The 15,595-nt window shown below is 42.9% G+C and carries 14 protein-coding genes and 1 tRNA gene; 4 read left to right on the forward strand and 11 right to left on the reverse strand.

The annotated features are described in order from the left end of the window. Positions 1 to 52: 52 nt before the first annotated feature. Together abc-f and MusilaSJ_RS17290 are read right to left on the reverse strand one after the other, a co-directional pair. A complete protein-coding gene (abc-f, locus tag MusilaSJ_RS17285) occupies positions 53 to 1,642 on the reverse strand; it encodes a ribosomal protection-like ABC-F family protein (protein ID WP_274986144.1) in 1,590 nt (529 codons plus the stop codon). A 243-nt stretch (positions 1,643 to 1,885) separates the two neighbouring features. Then, entirely contained in the window at positions 1,886 to 2,500 is a 615-nt protein-coding gene (locus MusilaSJ_RS17290) for a DUF1349 domain-containing protein (protein WP_274986145.1), read from the reverse strand. 162 nt (positions 2,501 to 2,662) lie between these two features. Between MusilaSJ_RS17290 and MusilaSJ_RS17295 the strand changes: the two genes are divergently transcribed. Both MusilaSJ_RS17295 and MusilaSJ_RS17300 read left to right on the forward strand, forming a co-directional pair. After that, a complete protein-coding gene (locus MusilaSJ_RS17295; RefSeq protein WP_274986146.1) occupies positions 2,663 to 2,920 on the forward strand; it encodes a hypothetical protein in 258 nt (85 codons plus the stop codon). 162 nt (positions 2,921 to 3,082) lie between these two features. After that, positions 3,083 to 3,859, forward strand: coding sequence for an SDR family oxidoreductase (locus MusilaSJ_RS17300; RefSeq protein ID WP_274986147.1), 777 nt, complete (start codon positions 3,083 to 3,085; stop codon positions 3,857 to 3,859). A gap of 46 nt (positions 3,860 to 3,905) precedes the next feature. Here the strand turns inward: MusilaSJ_RS17300 and MusilaSJ_RS17305 are convergent, their stop codons facing one another. The 5 genes from MusilaSJ_RS17305 to MusilaSJ_RS17325 all read right to left on the reverse strand — a co-directional run bounded on the left by MusilaSJ_RS17305 (position 3,906) and on the right by MusilaSJ_RS17325 (position 8,210). Continuing rightward, positions 3,906 to 4,688, reverse strand: a complete 783-nt coding sequence (locus MusilaSJ_RS17305; RefSeq protein WP_274986148.1) for an FkbM family methyltransferase — start codon at positions 4,686 to 4,688, stop codon at positions 3,906 to 3,908. A 113-nt stretch (positions 4,689 to 4,801) separates the two neighbouring features. Further along, positions 4,802 to 5,842: a methyltransferase gene (locus MusilaSJ_RS17310; RefSeq protein WP_274986149.1), complete on the reverse strand. Its 1,041-nt coding sequence runs from the start codon at positions 5,840 to 5,842 to the stop codon at positions 4,802 to 4,804. A 180-nt stretch (positions 5,843 to 6,022) separates the two neighbouring features. Continuing rightward, positions 6,023 to 7,264, reverse strand: a complete 1,242-nt coding sequence (locus tag MusilaSJ_RS17315) for an RNA polymerase sigma factor (protein ID WP_274986150.1) — start codon at positions 7,262 to 7,264, stop codon at positions 6,023 to 6,025. 5 nt (positions 7,265 to 7,269) lie between these two features. Beyond that, positions 7,270 to 7,608, reverse strand: a complete 339-nt coding sequence (locus tag MusilaSJ_RS17320; protein ID WP_274986151.1) for a YciI family protein — start codon at positions 7,606 to 7,608, stop codon at positions 7,270 to 7,272. A gap of 8 nt (positions 7,609 to 7,616) precedes the next feature. After that, positions 7,617 to 8,210, reverse strand: coding sequence for an FMN-dependent NADH-azoreductase (locus tag MusilaSJ_RS17325; protein ID WP_274986152.1), 594 nt, complete (start codon positions 8,208 to 8,210; stop codon positions 7,617 to 7,619). Between the two features lie 304 nt (positions 8,211 to 8,514). On the opposite strand from MusilaSJ_RS17325, the gene MusilaSJ_RS17330 reads away from it, so the two are divergent. Then, a complete protein-coding gene (locus tag MusilaSJ_RS17330) occupies positions 8,515 to 9,279 on the forward strand; it encodes a DUF4382 domain-containing protein (RefSeq protein WP_274986153.1) in 765 nt (254 codons plus the stop codon). Between the two features lie 317 nt (positions 9,280 to 9,596). After that, a complete protein-coding gene (locus MusilaSJ_RS17335; protein WP_274986154.1) occupies positions 9,597 to 11,231 on the forward strand; it encodes an ABC-F family ATP-binding cassette domain-containing protein in 1,635 nt (544 codons plus the stop codon). A gap of 11 nt (positions 11,232 to 11,242) precedes the next feature. Here the strand turns inward: MusilaSJ_RS17335 and MusilaSJ_RS17340 are convergent, their stop codons facing one another. The 4 genes from MusilaSJ_RS17340 to metG form a co-directional block, all read right to left on the reverse strand. Then, complete coding sequence (locus MusilaSJ_RS17340) at positions 11,243 to 12,229, reverse strand: hypothetical protein (RefSeq protein WP_274986155.1); 987 nt, start codon at positions 12,227 to 12,229, stop codon at positions 11,243 to 11,245. A 9-nt stretch (positions 12,230 to 12,238) separates the two neighbouring features. After that, positions 12,239 to 12,970, reverse strand: a complete 732-nt coding sequence (locus MusilaSJ_RS17345; RefSeq protein ID WP_274986156.1) for a hypothetical protein — start codon at positions 12,968 to 12,970, stop codon at positions 12,239 to 12,241. 292 nt (positions 12,971 to 13,262) lie between these two features. Further along, positions 13,263 to 13,334 (reverse strand) — tRNA-Arg (locus tag MusilaSJ_RS17350). A 138-nt stretch (positions 13,335 to 13,472) separates the two neighbouring features. Beyond that, a complete protein-coding gene (gene metG / locus MusilaSJ_RS17355; protein ID WP_274986157.1) occupies positions 13,473 to 15,542 on the reverse strand; it encodes a methionine--tRNA ligase in 2,070 nt (689 codons plus the stop codon). Positions 15,543 to 15,595 lie beyond the last annotated feature (53 nt).

Genomic DNA, 15,595 nt, shown 5'->3' on the forward strand with positions numbered 1-15,595 from the left:
GCAGGCCAGCTGTATGCAAAGCAAACCGGTGGCCCCTCTTTTTTCTATCTTTTTACCCTATCAAAATCTCCCGTTCCACGCGTATCTCCTTTAAAAAATATTCATCGTGCGATACAACGATGAGCGTTCCCTGGTAATCGTTAATAGCTGCTGTTAAAATTTCGATGTTTTGGATATCGAGGTTATTGGTGGGCTCATCCAGGATGATCATATCCGGTGCCTGGTTGCTGATGGTTAACGAACAGATCATCAGCCGCATTTTTTCGCCACCGCTCAGGGCGCTGCACGGTTTATCCCAATACTCCTTAGTAAACAAAAACCTGTTGAGGCGAATTTTGATGTCATGTTCCTGCAATATGCCCGAATTATATTCTTCCGCCTGTTCATAAACACTGAGCTTGTTATTGATGAGTGAATAATCCTGGTCGATATAAATGGCTTTAACCGCCGCGCGTTCAATTGTGCCCGATTGTGGTTCCAGTGAGCCCAGCAGCATTTTTATCAGCGTTGTTTTGCCCGAGCCGTTTGCTCCTTTGATCACCAGCCTTTCGCCGCTGGCGATTTGAAAACTTAACGGCGACTTCCAGAGCTGCTGATCCCCGTATCCAAAGTCGAGGTCCTTAGCACTAATCAGTACCTTCCCTTTATGAAGTGCCGAATTGTCAAAGCCCATCTTCATTTTATCAATATCCGGCAACCATGTGCGTAGCTGGCTTAGTTCCTGTGCGATAGCATCAGTTTTTTCGGCATGGACACCCTTCATCTTCGAGGTGCTTTTTTCGGCGCTGTTTTTAAGCGTTTTCATCATGATAGTGGGCACACCGGCTTTTTCCTGTTTCTTTTTACCGCGGGCATCCAGCTTTTGCTGCCGTTCAATCGATTCCCTTTCTGTGTCCTTAGCCTTGCGGAGCGCTTTCTCCCTGCTTCTTACATCCTGGTTCAGGGCATCGCTCTCCATCATTTTTTGTTCGGCATAAAAATCGTAATCTCCGCCGTAAACGGTTATGCCCCGCTTGCTAAGTTCGCAAACCGTATTAAGTAAGTTGAGTAAGGTACGGTCGTGACTAACCACCACCAGCGTATTATTGGTTGATTGGATATAATTATACAACAGTTCCCTGCTTGAATTATCCAAATGGTTGCTCGGCTCATCCAGCAAAACTATTTCGGGGCGATGAATGGCGATGCCTGCTAAAAATACTTTCGTTTTTTGCCCGCCGCTAAGTGTTCCCATTTTTTGCGACAGGTCAATATCCCTAAGTTGCCAATGGATAAACGCTTCCTGGCAGCGCTCCTCAATAGCCCAGTCGTCATTGAGCAGGGTCATATTTTCGTCGGTAACATTGCCTTCAAGGATCTGCTTTAAGGCGTTTAGTTTATTGGCTATTTGCAGGGCTTCGGCAATGCTAAACTCGTTGTACTGTCCAAAAATCTGGGGCACATAATATGGCTTAGAAGTAGTTTTTACTACGCCGCTTGCGGGTTGTAAGTTTCCGGCTAATATTTTAAGCAGGGTTGATTTCCCCGTGCCGTTGTTGCCTATGAGGGCTATTTTATCATTTTTATTGACTACGAGATCTATACCGGCAAATAAAAGATCACGGTTAGGGTGTATATAAGTGATATCGTGCAGAATAAGCATAATTTCTTTCTTTAAGCGTGAATAATTACAGCGTACGTTGTGGTAACGGCGCTGTTTATTTGTCCTGAAAGAAATTATTTATCACATAGAGGGATTGGTTGTTTACCGGGGCAAAAATAATAAAAATGGTTGAAATGTAATGAAAGCGATATTCATTCCTCTTTATACCATAATACTTTTAAAATAAAAAAGCCTTCAAACTTCAGTTCAAAGGCTTAGTTCTATATCAATCCTCCGACAAAATTATTTGCCGATCTTCAGCACCTTAAAATCTTCAAACGTTACATCAAAGCTTTGTTTGCCGGGTGCCGCCGCAACCATTCCTATCATCGCTTTTACATTGGGCGGGAAGTAAGCCAGGCGGAGCATATCATATTTTTCACCATCGAACGAATATTTGATCTCTACGAAATCACCTTTCCGCAGCAATTTCAGCCAAACAGATTTGGGGCTGTCATGCCTCGGCACTACCGACCAGTCTGAAACTTCGCGGGTAACCACGGCGCTTACGTTTTGCACGCCGTCAACATATTCAATTCCGGTTTTTATCCAGTTTTTGTTATCTATCCTTACCATTAACCCGGCCTGGTGAAACAGCTCTTTGTAGGCCCCGGTAATTTTTACGCTGGCTTCAAAATCGCCTTCCTGTTCGGTAAAATAAAATGGACCGTTATCCCTGATAAAGCCATAATGTGTTACCCGCCAGTAGTCGGTTGCGGGGTCAACGGTCATGTGCAGCGTACTGCCTTCTATCAATGATTTTTGGGGTTTACTGTACCACTGCATACTGTTTAAGTTTTGTGCGAAACCAAATTTGCTGAGCAGGGCAAATAAGGTTAAAAAGGTTAGTTTTTTCATGAAGGTAAATTTATGACAATAAAGAATGAAGATAGTTTTAGGCTATAAATTTTTGTTTGGCCGGCCTTATCACACCACGCCTCATAAGGGCCAAAGAAGGCGTGATATTTATTAATTGTTAAAATATACTTAACTTAGTATTAAACAACATAAGCAAAATGTATGTCGAAGAACAAACTGCCACTTTATGCTATAGTTGAATTACTGATGCGCGTTACCGGCATTAATCCCCAAATTGGGAATTATAAAAACCATGCGGAACGCGGTGACCAGGTAGTTGTTAAAACAAGTAACGGCACTATTCAACTTTCAAGAGCCCTTGTTTTATCCCAGTTTCATAGGCCCGAAGACATTGAGAAACGCGATTTGGAATCCCTGGCTTCAAGGTTTAGAAGGAAGCTGAGCAGAGCAAACAGCTGAAAAGAAAAATCAGCCCCAAATCAAAGCAATATCCACATGGAATGTTTGTAATCTTTCGCAAACCCTGAATAATTGTTTGACTGTGGGCGAACCGTCAATTTTTCGGAACAGCAGGCCATATAGCTAAAAATTCAAGAGATTTGTTTCTTAAAAGATTTGCTTATGAACCTCGGATTAGATCAAAAGGTAGCTGTTGTATTGGCGGCAAGTAAAGGATTAGGGAAAGCCTCGGCAATGGCTTTATCAGCAGAAGGCGCGAAAGTCATCATCGGTTCCCGGAACGCGGCAGAACTTAACGAGGCCGCAGAAGACATTAGCTCAAAAACGGGCAATGAAGTGTCCTGCTTCCCGGTAGACGTCAGCGATAGCGGGCAATTGACTTCGTTTATAAATCGGGCGGGCAGCGTATATGGGCGGATAGATATATTGGTTAATAATGCCGGCGGGCCACCGTTCGGGAAGTTTGAGAGCTTTGACGACACACAATGGCAGCAGGCCTATGAACAAAACATGCTCAGTTTTGTCCGGACATCCCGGTTGGTATTACCGTTCATGAAAACGGCAGGCAGCGGCCGTATTATCAATATCGTTAGTGGTTCGGTCAAGTCCGTATTGACCAACTCGGTACTGTCTACCGCAATGCGTATGGGCGTAGTTGGTATGGCAAAAATGCTCGCTGACGAATTGGGCGTTTATGGAATTACCGTTAATAATATCGCGCCGGGCCTTATTCTGACAGATCGGATCAGGCACACATTGCCCCGGGACGTGGACCCCGAAGAGGCAATTAAGGAAAAAGCCAAAAGTATTCCGCTCAAACGCATTGGCAAGCCGGAAGAGTTTGCAGCCCTGGTAGCATTCCTTTCGTCTGCCCAGGCAGCATACATCAGCGGGACAACCATTCAGGTAGACGGAGGCGCCAGCCGTGCTATTTTTTAAAGGGTGTTCAGAGATCAAGCAGATAAGCCCCGCAAGTAAAACCTAATTAAACTTTTGTTCTTACATAAATATCCCCAAACCCTGTACTTATGAAATCGTTACTCGCAATGAAGCTTTTCATCCCGGCGGGTAACAGCCATTTTTCCATACCCCACTGCATGCTTTCATTTGAACTGTAGTTGCATTCGATATTGGGGTTGTATTTAAGGATCTGGTCAATGCATTGAATGGCTCGTTCCGTTTGTTCGGGCACGGTATATTCAAAGCTAATCATTTTTACAGGTCGGGTTAACCCTTTCAACACTTCCAGCTCATAGCCTTCAACATCAATTTTTATAAATGACGGAAGGCCAAATGTTTCAATCAGTTTATCAGCTGTCGTTATTTCCAGGTTTATAGGTTCGTCCCAGGTGTAGCCATCAAACCGGCCATCCTTAACAGAATCTATCCATTCTTCTGAAAATGATGACAATACGGATGTACTTGAAACATAAAATTTTTTTACCGTTTCCACAGCACCAAGACCTTTACCCACAACGGCGATCCTTTTACCAAACTTTTGTTTAAGATATTTGTAACAGTTTTCTTGCGGCTCCACAGCGACAACCTTTGCCCCTATGGCCAGCAGGGGTAAAACCCTGTTACCCATATTTGCACCAACATCAAAGCAGATATCACCGCTTTTTATAAACATTGAATAAAACCTGCTCCTGAACTCCGCTTCGTCGCTTGCAACCTTATCGGCCTCTCTTTGTATCCTGGATGGAAATATTTTTCTAAGCTGTAAGCGAATATCTGCACCTAACAATTTTTTTATCAATTCTCTCATTAATATGTTGGGTTTAAATACTGATTGCAATTTAAAGCTTTTTCTCCAATGACTTAATGAGAACTCAAGCGGCGAAACTTCCTGTTTTCCTCCAATAGCAATATTAACGCAACCTATTTGTATGCAATTGCCGCGCTTGATGGCCCGGTTAATGGAATAATTGAAGTTGATTTAAACCCGGCAATATTTGCCCACCTGTTAAAGTCGGCAAATGTGTAATCAAATCCCGTACCTGTTTCAATAAGCATATTCAAACTCATCATCATTCCAAAAACATTTTGCTTTCGCTCATCATCTATTATGTTTTCGATAGCTACAAATGCTCCGTTGGCGGGGAGCGCGTCATAAGCTTTTTTCATTAATGATATTTTATTTTCCTCATCCCAATCATGCAGGATATTTCCCATTACAACAACATCTGCATTGGGTATGGGCATAGTGAAGAAGTCGCCGCTTGCTGTTTTTACCTGGTCGGATAGCCCGAATTGCCGGATAGTAGTGTTTGTAACGGGCTCAACCGGCGGCAGGTCAAAACTGGTGCAATGCATATGGGCATTATGTCTGGCAACCATCAATGAAAGCAGCCCTGCCGAACCGCCTACATCAATCAGCGTTTTATATTTGGTAAAATCAAATTTTTGAGCAAAGGCCATAAAGTTCCCCATTTGAATGCCACTCATTGCGTTAATAAACTCTTTCAATTTTTCAGGATCTGAATATATTAAATCAAAAAAGTCATCGCTCTTTTTTATTTCGTTTTGCGGAAGCCCGGTAAGCAGCCCTTCGCCCAGGCTACCCCAAAACGTATATAAGCGATTGTTCATCATTTCGAGGATGCCTCCAATATATGATGGCTTATTTTTATCTAAAAATGTATCTGTGTCCGGCGTATTTGAATAAATAGCGGAATCCAAAATGCCTTGACGCTTTAAAAAGCCTAACACGGTTAAAGCGTCTAAAAAATCATAAACATTCCTGTCGGTGCATTTAAACCCTAAAATGTTTTTGATATCGTTGGCTTTCATGGTTTTCCTTTCGGCAAGCCTGGTGAACAATTGAAAACTTACGGCGGTTAAAAGGATTTTTGAGGGCCAAAAGCCGGTGCCAATTTTCATAATGTTTTCGGGTGATGGCTGGTTAGGTTGCTGTTCCATTTTTTTTCTATTAAATATCGGTTAATAAATTGGTTTGCGCCTTCCGGCAAATTCTACCCGGGCGGGCGAAATTAATTATCTAAAATACAGGTATTTAATTTAAGAAGAAAGAGGGATTGATAATTGTAAAGAATGTATTTATTCGTTAACCCTTTAAAGGGCTTCTTTCTTATGGCAGCTTCAGCGTCTTAATTGTTCTATTTTTTTATTCAAAGCCTGTTTTACTGTTTTGGCACCGGTTAGTTGAGCCGCCTGACCGTAATGCTCAATCGCTTTATCAACATCTATCGTTTCATACAAATAGCCCAATAATTTGTGATAGTGATCGCTATCAATCAGTTTTAGTTTCTCTGTCTCCCGTATAGCTTTTTCATGTCCGTAAACCCTGGCAATGGCAAATGCCCTGTTCAATGCGGTTACAGGTGAGTATTCTATTAAAATAAGCTGATTATAAAGTTGCAAAATATGTTGCCACTTATCGCGATCTGCATGTTTGGTATGCCAATAGGCGATACCCGCTTCGAGGTGATATTTTGAGGCTTGATTACCCTGACAGGATTGTACAAAATAGTAATTACCTTTTTCAATGAGATCTTTATTCCACAGCTTTTGATCCTGTTCGTCATAAAGAATAATTTCGCCACTATTGTTGGTACGTGCTTCAAGCCGCGAGCTTTGGTAACACATCAGGGCCAGGAGCGCTTTGGTTTGTGTTGTATCGGTTAACGGGTTTGCTGTCAGGATAAGTGTTAGCCTTATGGCTTCTGCACAGAGTTCATTCCTGATCAGCTGATCATTTGTTTTTGAAAAATAACCTTCATTAAATAACAGATACAATGTTTTAAGTACGTTATCTAAGCGAAACTTAATATTGGATTCGGTTAATACCCCGATCTGGAAATGGCTGTTGCGAAGGCTGGTTTTGGCCCGGTGCAAGCGTTTTTTTATAGTCTCTGTCCTGGTCAAAAAAGCATTGGCGATTTCTTCTATGGTAAAACCGCAAAGGATCCGGAGCGCCAGGCAGATCTGGCTCCCGGTAGAATTACCCGGGTCACAAACTGCAAAGATCATGGCCAACTGGCTGTCTCCAATAGGCTCACTCCCGAATTCAACATCTGGTTCCGGTTCCGCCGTGTTCTGTTTAATGTTGGCTGCAATTTTCGTATCAAAAAGCGTAGCACGTTTAAAATGATCTTTCGCCTTGTTTTGAGCAACAGTATAAAGCCAGGCTACAGGGTTTTCAGGAACACCGGCGATGGTCCAGCTTTCAGACGCTTTAAGGAACGTTTCGCCGATGACATCTTCTGACATTTCAATATGCTTCAATCCAAAATGGCGGCACAACACAGCAATCATCTTAAGGTATTCCTGCCTGTAAAGCTCAGTCAATAAAGTATTATTGTTCAATCGCGTGGCCTCCAATATCGCTAACGTTTTAAAACTTCCCTGATTTCAACGTTTCCTCCAAGCTTGAAGATCGGACTATCTTTAACCAATTCAATCGCTTCATCAATTGTTTCTGCCCTTATAATAACATAGCCTACTATAAACTCCTTAATTTCGGTATATGGCCCATCGGTCACTACGCCACCAGCCCGTATAGTTGCCGCACTTCCCGAAAACGGTAATAGAGAATTGCCATGGTCTACCAGCTTATTTTGAGCGGCAATACCAGCCAGCCAGTTCAGTCGTTCCTGTATCTGTTCGGGTGTCGGCTTAAAGTCCTCAACATCTTTCATCCTGAAAATCAGCATAAACTCTTTCATATCTGTAACTAAAGGTTTTGTATAATGCTTTCGTAGTCGACTCTGAAATTTGGCTCGGCAGTACCCTCAACTCTGTAGGTGCAAACGTCGGTAATTCCGGCATAGGCACTAAATACTGCTTTTATATATGATTCGATAAACTCATACTCCCTGGGCCAATATGCCAGTCTTCCGCCGGATGCTATAGCCAAATATACCTTTTTGCCGGTTAGGCAGCCTGTTTTTGTGCCATCCGCATTAAACTTGTAGCTGACACCCACGCGTACCAACTGATCGAGCCAGGCTTTTAAAAGAGAAGAGATCCCCAGGTTATGCATAGGCGTACTTATGACAATGATTTCAGCCTCGTTCATCTCGTTGAAAATAGCGTTGGCGTAGCTAAGCAATCTTTCCCCTCTCTCGTCAATCATCTCCGGAAATTTATAGAACTCCCAGATCAATGCCTCATCCAAAAACGGCGGAGGTACTTTGGCTAAATCCCTTTCTACCACCTTGTCGATTTCACCTTTATCGATGAGCTTATTAATGATTGCTGTGCTGAGGCACCGGCTGTACGACAACGCTCCGCGCGTACTTGAAATAATGTGTAATGCACTTTTCATAGTTTATTGTTTGTGCTAATGACGATCGGCTTTGGCAAATGGGGACATGGCATGACAATTTCTTGCGAAGAACGAATTGTGTAATAAGGCGGGCTTCTATTGCCTAAAATTATATCAGTATTTGTTGGAGTACCGCTCCGGATGAAGGAGTACTGCCGATTTGAGCAGGGCTTCCGGCAAAAGATGATAAAGCATTGCTGCAAACTGCTATGAGCCTGTTCGTCGACACAATCACCTCATTCATCGTCACATTGACACAAAAAATACGCGGATTTGTTCCCTCATTAAACAAACTTTTTAAATTATGAAAAAGCTATTTTTATTTACCGCAGCCCTAAGCCTTATGCTCTTTTCCTGTAAAAAGGATAGTACCAATAATGGGGGTACCGCCCACGTGACCGTAAAGATGACCGATGCACCCGGCGCTTTTGATGCCGTAATCCTGAATATCAAAAGTGTGATCATTGTAACCGACAAGGGCGAACAAACGCTCAATGTGGATGGAGGCGCGGTTGATATCCTGCGGTTCCGTTCGGGCCGTGATACTGTGCTGGCCGACCAGGATATCCCCGCAGGGACCATCCAGCAGGTGCGCCTGGTGTTGAACGACAGCGGTAACCGTGTGATTGTAGCCGGAGTATCATATGACCTGACCACGCCAAGCGGCCAGACCTCCGGCGTGAAGCTGAACGTTCATGATAAGCTTACCGCCGGTATTGCCTATACTATGCGTTTGGACTTTGACGCCGCGCAATCCGTTGTACTTACCGGTAACGGCAAGTACATCCTCAAACCAGTGATCCGCGCAATTGCCACTGCCGCTTCGGGTGCGCTGACCGGTGTGGTTAGCCCGGCAGCATCTTCACCGAAGGTATATGCTATTACGGGTGCCGACACCATTGGCTCAACTACAGATGCCAGCGGTAAATATTATTTCCCCGGCCTGGCAGCGGGCAGTTACCAGGTGAAATTTGTTCCGGTTAGCCCCTATGCAATCAAAACATTAACCAACATTTCGGTAACAAACGGCACCGTCACCGATATGGGAACAGTGAACATTACCCAGTAATCCTGGTTTATTATTAAAAGGAAACAGCGGAGATTCAGCGGATGGTTAGATGATCTCCGCACCATTAACCTATATCTTGTAAAAAGCCTTTGATCTGAAGATTTAAGGCTTTTTACTGATAATTAGGCCTCAATGAGGATATTTTCTAAGCAATATTTCCTAAATTGAGCTATTCGCTATTTATTTTTTGATATAGATGGACTGCAAATCTTCAACATTGGTATAGTCAAACGCGGTCCAATAGTGTCTCTTCATACTTCCTGCCATAATTCTATGTCTTTCGCTTATCTTTGCGCGCAATTCAATATTAGCATACAGTGATCAATGTCAACAACATTTCCGTTTCATTTGGCGGAACCACCTTATTTAGCGACGTAACCTTCTCTATCAACGAGAACGATAAGATAGCCCTGATGGGTAAGAATGGCGCAGGCAAGTCGACCATCCTCAAGATCATCGCCGGTGCGGCCAAACCTACTACCGGCAATGTAACCGGACCAAAGGACGCGGTAATAGCGTATTTGCCGCAACATTTGCTTACCCAGGATAACGTTACCGTTTTTGAGGAAACGATGAAAGCTTTTGACGAGGCTAATCAGATGCAGAAAGAACTGGACGAAGTGAATGAGCAGCTGAACATTCGTACCGATTACGACAGTGACGACTACATGAAGCTGATTGAACGGGTATCGGAACTGAGCGAAAAAGTTTATTCGCAGGAGGAAGTGAATTATGATGCAGAGGTGGAAAAGGTGCTGAAGGGTTTAGGTTTTGAGCGTAAAGACTTTACCCGCCAAACTTCCGAATTTTCGGGCGGTTGGCGCATGCGGATCGAACTGGCCAAAATTCTGTTGAAGAAACCGGATTTGATATTACTGGATGAGCCTACCAACCACATGGATATTGAAAGTATACAATGGCTGGAAGACTTCCTGGTAAACTCGGCAAAGGCGGTGATGGTTATCTCCCACGACCGCACTTTTGTTGATAACATCACCAACCGTACCATCGAGGTTACCATGGGCAGGATCTACGATTATAAAGCTAAATACACCCATTATCTCCAGTTGCGTGCCGACCGCCGGGTACATCAATTAAAAGCATACGAAGAACAACAGCGTTTTATAGCCGATAACCAGGAATTTATTGACCGGTTCAGAGGCACGTACTCCAAAACTTTGCAGGTACAGTCGCGCGTAAAAATGCTCGAAAAGCTCGAGGTTATCGAGATCGATGAAGTGGATACTTCGGCATTGCGATTGAAATTTCCACCATCGCCGCGTTCCGGCCAGTACCCGGTAATGGTTGAAGACCTGACAAAAACCTATGGTGACCATGTAGTGTTCCAAAAGGCAGCCATGGTGATTGAGCGGGGCGAAAAAGTGGCTTTTGTTGGTAAAAACGGTGAAGGCAAATCGACCATGATTAAAGCTATTATGGGCGAGATTGATTTTGAAGGAAGTTTAAAAGTAGGTCACAATGCCAGGATCGGGTACTTTGCCCAAAACCAGGCGGCTTTATTAGATGAAAATCTAACGGTATTTGAAACCATTGATCAGATCCCTTTGAGTGATGGCACGGTAAAGATTAAAGATCTTTTGGGTGCATTTATGTTCAGCGGCGATGATACCACCAAAAAGGTTAAAGTACTTTCGGGTGGAGAAAAGACCCGTTTGGCCATGATCAAACTGTTGCTTGAGCCCGTAAACGTGCTGATCCTGGATGAGCCAACCAACCACCTGGATATGAAGACCAAGGATATCATTAAAGATGCCCTAAAAGATTTTGACGGAACGCTAATCCTCGTATCCCATGACCGTGATTTCCTGGACGGGTTGGTGAAAAAAGTATTCGAATTTGGTAATAAACGCGTCCGTGAACATTTTGAAGATATCAAAGGGTTTTTGGCTTATAAAAAGATGGATAGCTTGAAGCAGATTGAGCAGGGGTAAAGCCTGCATAATTAATTATCTTTTAAGGACTCTATGTGACTGGAATTATAAATTTGTAAAGGACGATCAAATTCCTTGTCCCAATTCGTCTGTTTAGCTCCTAAGCTGTTATAATGGAAAATTTTACGCTTATTGCCTTGCATAGTTAGTAAGACGGACACCCAAGTTATATGGTGTCCCTGCGTTTGCACCATCAAAAGTTGCCAATAGAGTTTATTTGGCAAGTTGAATCGTATGGTAAATTTGGTCACTTTAGTAATATTCCCTACAACTAAGCTGCTGCCATATATTTTCACTGTATCCAGCCTATTGATCTTAGGTATCGTTAACTCTCCGGCGTTCTTACTCGTACATGCTGAATCTAATACTAATTGCCCTTTGAAATACGTGTTCGGACAGTTAAGATCTCTTGAATAATTATTAAAATAGACGCCAACATTTGGAATGGATATATCTGATAGATTAGCAATATTAAATTCTCCTGATCCGGTACCATCGGGTATAATTATGGCCTCGCAATAACCGTCACCACCGGTAAGATTGTCGTTTAAAGTTTTGGTAGCATTAGCTACTGTAGTAATTAATTTCTTACTCGAAGAGTTAACGCTTTTTTGAATACCAACACTTAAAGTCAATTGCTTATCCAGCTTTTGAAGACTTGTTTTTTGCCCGAATAAAATTTTATTATTTCCCTTTATTAGGCTTCGAGATGTATCGATAGCAATGTTGAGCGAATCAATTATTGCGGTAGCTGTATCTAAAGTCCGATTTTGAAGTTGTACATACCTGCTATTCCACACGCTGGCACTATCCGCATTTCGCTTTGATTCTTGGTAGGCAGCACTTCCTGTACAAAAACTCAGTACCGCGCCAACAATCGCAATTCCTAAAACAGCTAAATCTGCTTTGCTTCGTTCTTTGGTATATGAAAACCACGCAGTAATTAACACTAAGAAGGTGGTTAGTATAAGCGAAAAATAAAACTGGAAAGGCGTCATTGTATTAATCTATTTTTCAGAATCGTAATCAATAGTTCGAAAATCGTCGGTTTTAAACACTCGAGTAAACTTTGTCTTTGCATCGTAGACAAATAAATAGTTAGCTGTCCTACCAGCGTAAATTAATCTATTATCAAGCGTAATTTTCCTATTTTCTTTGGTGAGTATTACTTGGTGCAGATGCCCGTCAGTTTTTTGCAGCAATTCGTAACTGGCCCAGCTGTCGAAAACGCCAAACCAAATAGATATCGCCAATATGGCTAATAAAGGATTCATTTTAAAATAGTCGTTTCCCTCATTTTTTGCTCGTAATCCCACCAAGACATACACTATCACCCCTATGATTAACCACCAGTGTTTTAAAAAAAAATTGTAACTCATTATGATTGAAAGGGTAGGTACATTTTTATATCCCCAGTAAATTAAAATCCCGTAAAACAAATAAAATAGCCAAGGAAAAGTGAGCCGCTCCCATTGTTTAAGTGTCTGTGATTCTTGTATTTCCGAGGCAACTCGCATAGTGCCATAATTTAATATCCACCATATAACCGTAGGCTCAAGCATTATTATTTCGCCGGCTTCACAGTACTGAAAAATTGGAACATGTAAAAAAAGTACGTAATAAATGTAATTGCGAGTTAATGAGAAAATAATAGCCAAAGCTATCACCGCCGCTGTAAGATCCGCAATATCTTTAAGTTCAAGTTTATATCTGCTGCCTTTACTTTCCTGATTATTCATATTTGATAAAGTTTAGACTATAAAATTAACCTTTCCTGGCCTTTATTAAAACACCGCAGCGCCCTCTTTCGGGGCCATGTTTGAAGCGATATAAAACTGGTTTAATAACGGGAAAGGCGGCTTAAGTTTTTATTGTCGTTTAGCATCATGTTACTATCTCCGATTTGAGCCGTGACACTGGTGGAAAATGATCCATTTAATTTATGGTCATTGTTTATCACCGAACTACTTCAAAGATCCAATAACGTCAAAAGCCTTCAGACTTCTGTCTAAAGGCTTTTGACTTAAAGCGTGGTCCCGACGAGAATCGAACTCATATCTAGAGTTTAGGAAACTCCTATTCTATCCGTTGAACTACGGGACCGTTTAAAAATCAGCCTCAAAAAAGACCGATCTTTTATTTAGTTTGCAAAGGTGCAATTTTTCATTGAAAAATCACACCCTAAAATTCAAAATTTAAAAACTGCTCATTTGCGCATCTTCGCACCTGAAGTCTGCACATTTAACGAATTACTGCGCCATTGTGGAAATCTTCAGTAGGGGCAACAAAGCTTAGCTTGCCTTCGCTGTTTTCGGCCATCAGGATCATGCCCTGTGATACAATGCCTTTGATCTCCCTCGGCTCCAGGTTTACCAGGATGCTCACTTTTTGACCGATGATGTTCTCCGGCTCATAATATTCGGCAATACCCGATACTACGGTGCGCTCGTCGATACCGGTATCAATGGTTAGTTTCAGCAGCTTTTTGGTTTTGGCAACCTTTTCGGCAGCTAAAATGGTACCGGTGCGAATATCCATGGTGGCAAAGGTTTCGTAAGTAACGTTTTCCTTTGCGGGCAGCACATCGGCCGATTTTGGTGGAGCTACTACCTTTTTATCTGCAAGTTTTTTAAGCTGGGCTTCTATCACATCGTCCTCTACCTTTTCAAACAACAGCGCAGCCGGGTTCAACTGGTGACCGTTGTTGAAATACATTTCCTGCTCATAAGCAATTGGCTCATTTGGCAGGTTAAGCATGGTAATGATCTTCTTAGCTGTAGCCGGTAAAAACGCCTGCGCAGCAGTAGCCAGATGACCAATCAGCACCAAACAGTTATGCAGCGCTTCTTTAGCAGCGGCAGGGTCTGTTTTAATGGTTTTCCATGGTTCTTTTTCGGTCAGGTAGCGGTTACCTAAGCGGGCCATATCCATTACGGCCTGTAAAGCCTGGCGGTAGCGGTAAGCTTCGAGGTTTTTCTCTATCTCGTCATAATATTCGCCGATGCCGGTACTCAGGCTGTCGTCGGTAAATGCTATTTTGTCAGTATCAGCCTCAATTTTACCATCGTAAAATTTGTGCATCAATATCATTACGCGGTTCACAAAGTTACCTAATATGGCTACCAGCTCATTATTTACCCGGGCCTGGTAATCTTTCCAGGTAAACTCGCTGTCGCTGGTTTCGGGTAGGATGGAGGTTAGCACGTAACGTAACTCGTCCTGTTTGCCCGGAAATTCTTCCAGGTATTCATGCAGCCAAACTGCGTGGTTACGTGAGGTAGAAAGTTTATCGCCTTCTAAATTCAGAAACTCGTTGGCCGGCACGTTTTGCGGCAAAATATATTCGCCGTGCGCATGCAGTATCGATGGAAAAATAATACAATGGAATACGATATTATCCTTACCGATAAAATGCAATAAGCAAGCGTCATCCTGCTCATCGGCCTGCTTTTTCCAGTATAATTTCCAGTCTTTTTTGTTGTCGATGGCCCATTGTTTGGTAGCCGAAATATAGCCAATAGGCGCATCCATCCATACGTAAAGCTTTTTGCCTTTGGCTTCGGCTAATGGAACGTCAATGCCCCAGTCAAGGTCACGGGTCATGGAACGCGGTTGCAGGCCCGATTTTAGCCATGATTTGCACTGGCCAAAAACGTTTACTTTCCAGCTGCCTTCTTTGGCGTCAATCCACTGCTCCAACCATGGCTGGTATTTATCCAAAGGCAGGTACCAGTGTTTGGTTGATTTAAGCACCGGGGTTTTACCACTCAGGGTCGAGATTGGGTTGATGAGGTCGGTAGGGCTAAGGGAAGTACCGCAGCGCTCGCACTGGTCGCCGTAGGCGTTTTCATTGCCGCAGTTAGGGCAGGTGCCGATGATGTAACGGTCGGCCAAAAATTGTTGGTAGTCCTCGTCAAAATACTGGTCGGAGAATTTCTCAACAAACTCGTCCTTTTCGTACAAGTTCAGGAAAAACTCCTGGCTTAGTTCGTGATGAATGGGCGATGAGGTACGGTGATAAATATCAAAAGCTATCCCGAACTCTTCAAAACTCTCCTTTATCTGTTTGTGATATTTGTCGATGATAGCTTGCGGAGTAGTATCCTCTTTTTTGGCTTTGATGGTAATGGCTGCGCCATGCTCATCCGAGCCGCATATATACACTACATCCTTTTTTTTTAGCCTTAAATACCGCACAAAAATATCTGCCGGCAGGTAAGCGCCCGCCAGGTGACCAATATGTAAGGGGCCGTTGGCATAAGGCAGGGCCGATGTAATGGTGAATCGTTTATATTTGTTGAGTTGTGACATTAAATATCGCCTTGGTAAATAGTGTGCAAAGATAATTCATTTAGGTCGAAAAA

This window comes from Mucilaginibacter sp. SJ (assembly GCF_028993635.1).
In the GTDB taxonomy this organism is placed as follows: Bacteria; Bacteroidota; Bacteroidia; order Sphingobacteriales; family Sphingobacteriaceae; genus Mucilaginibacter.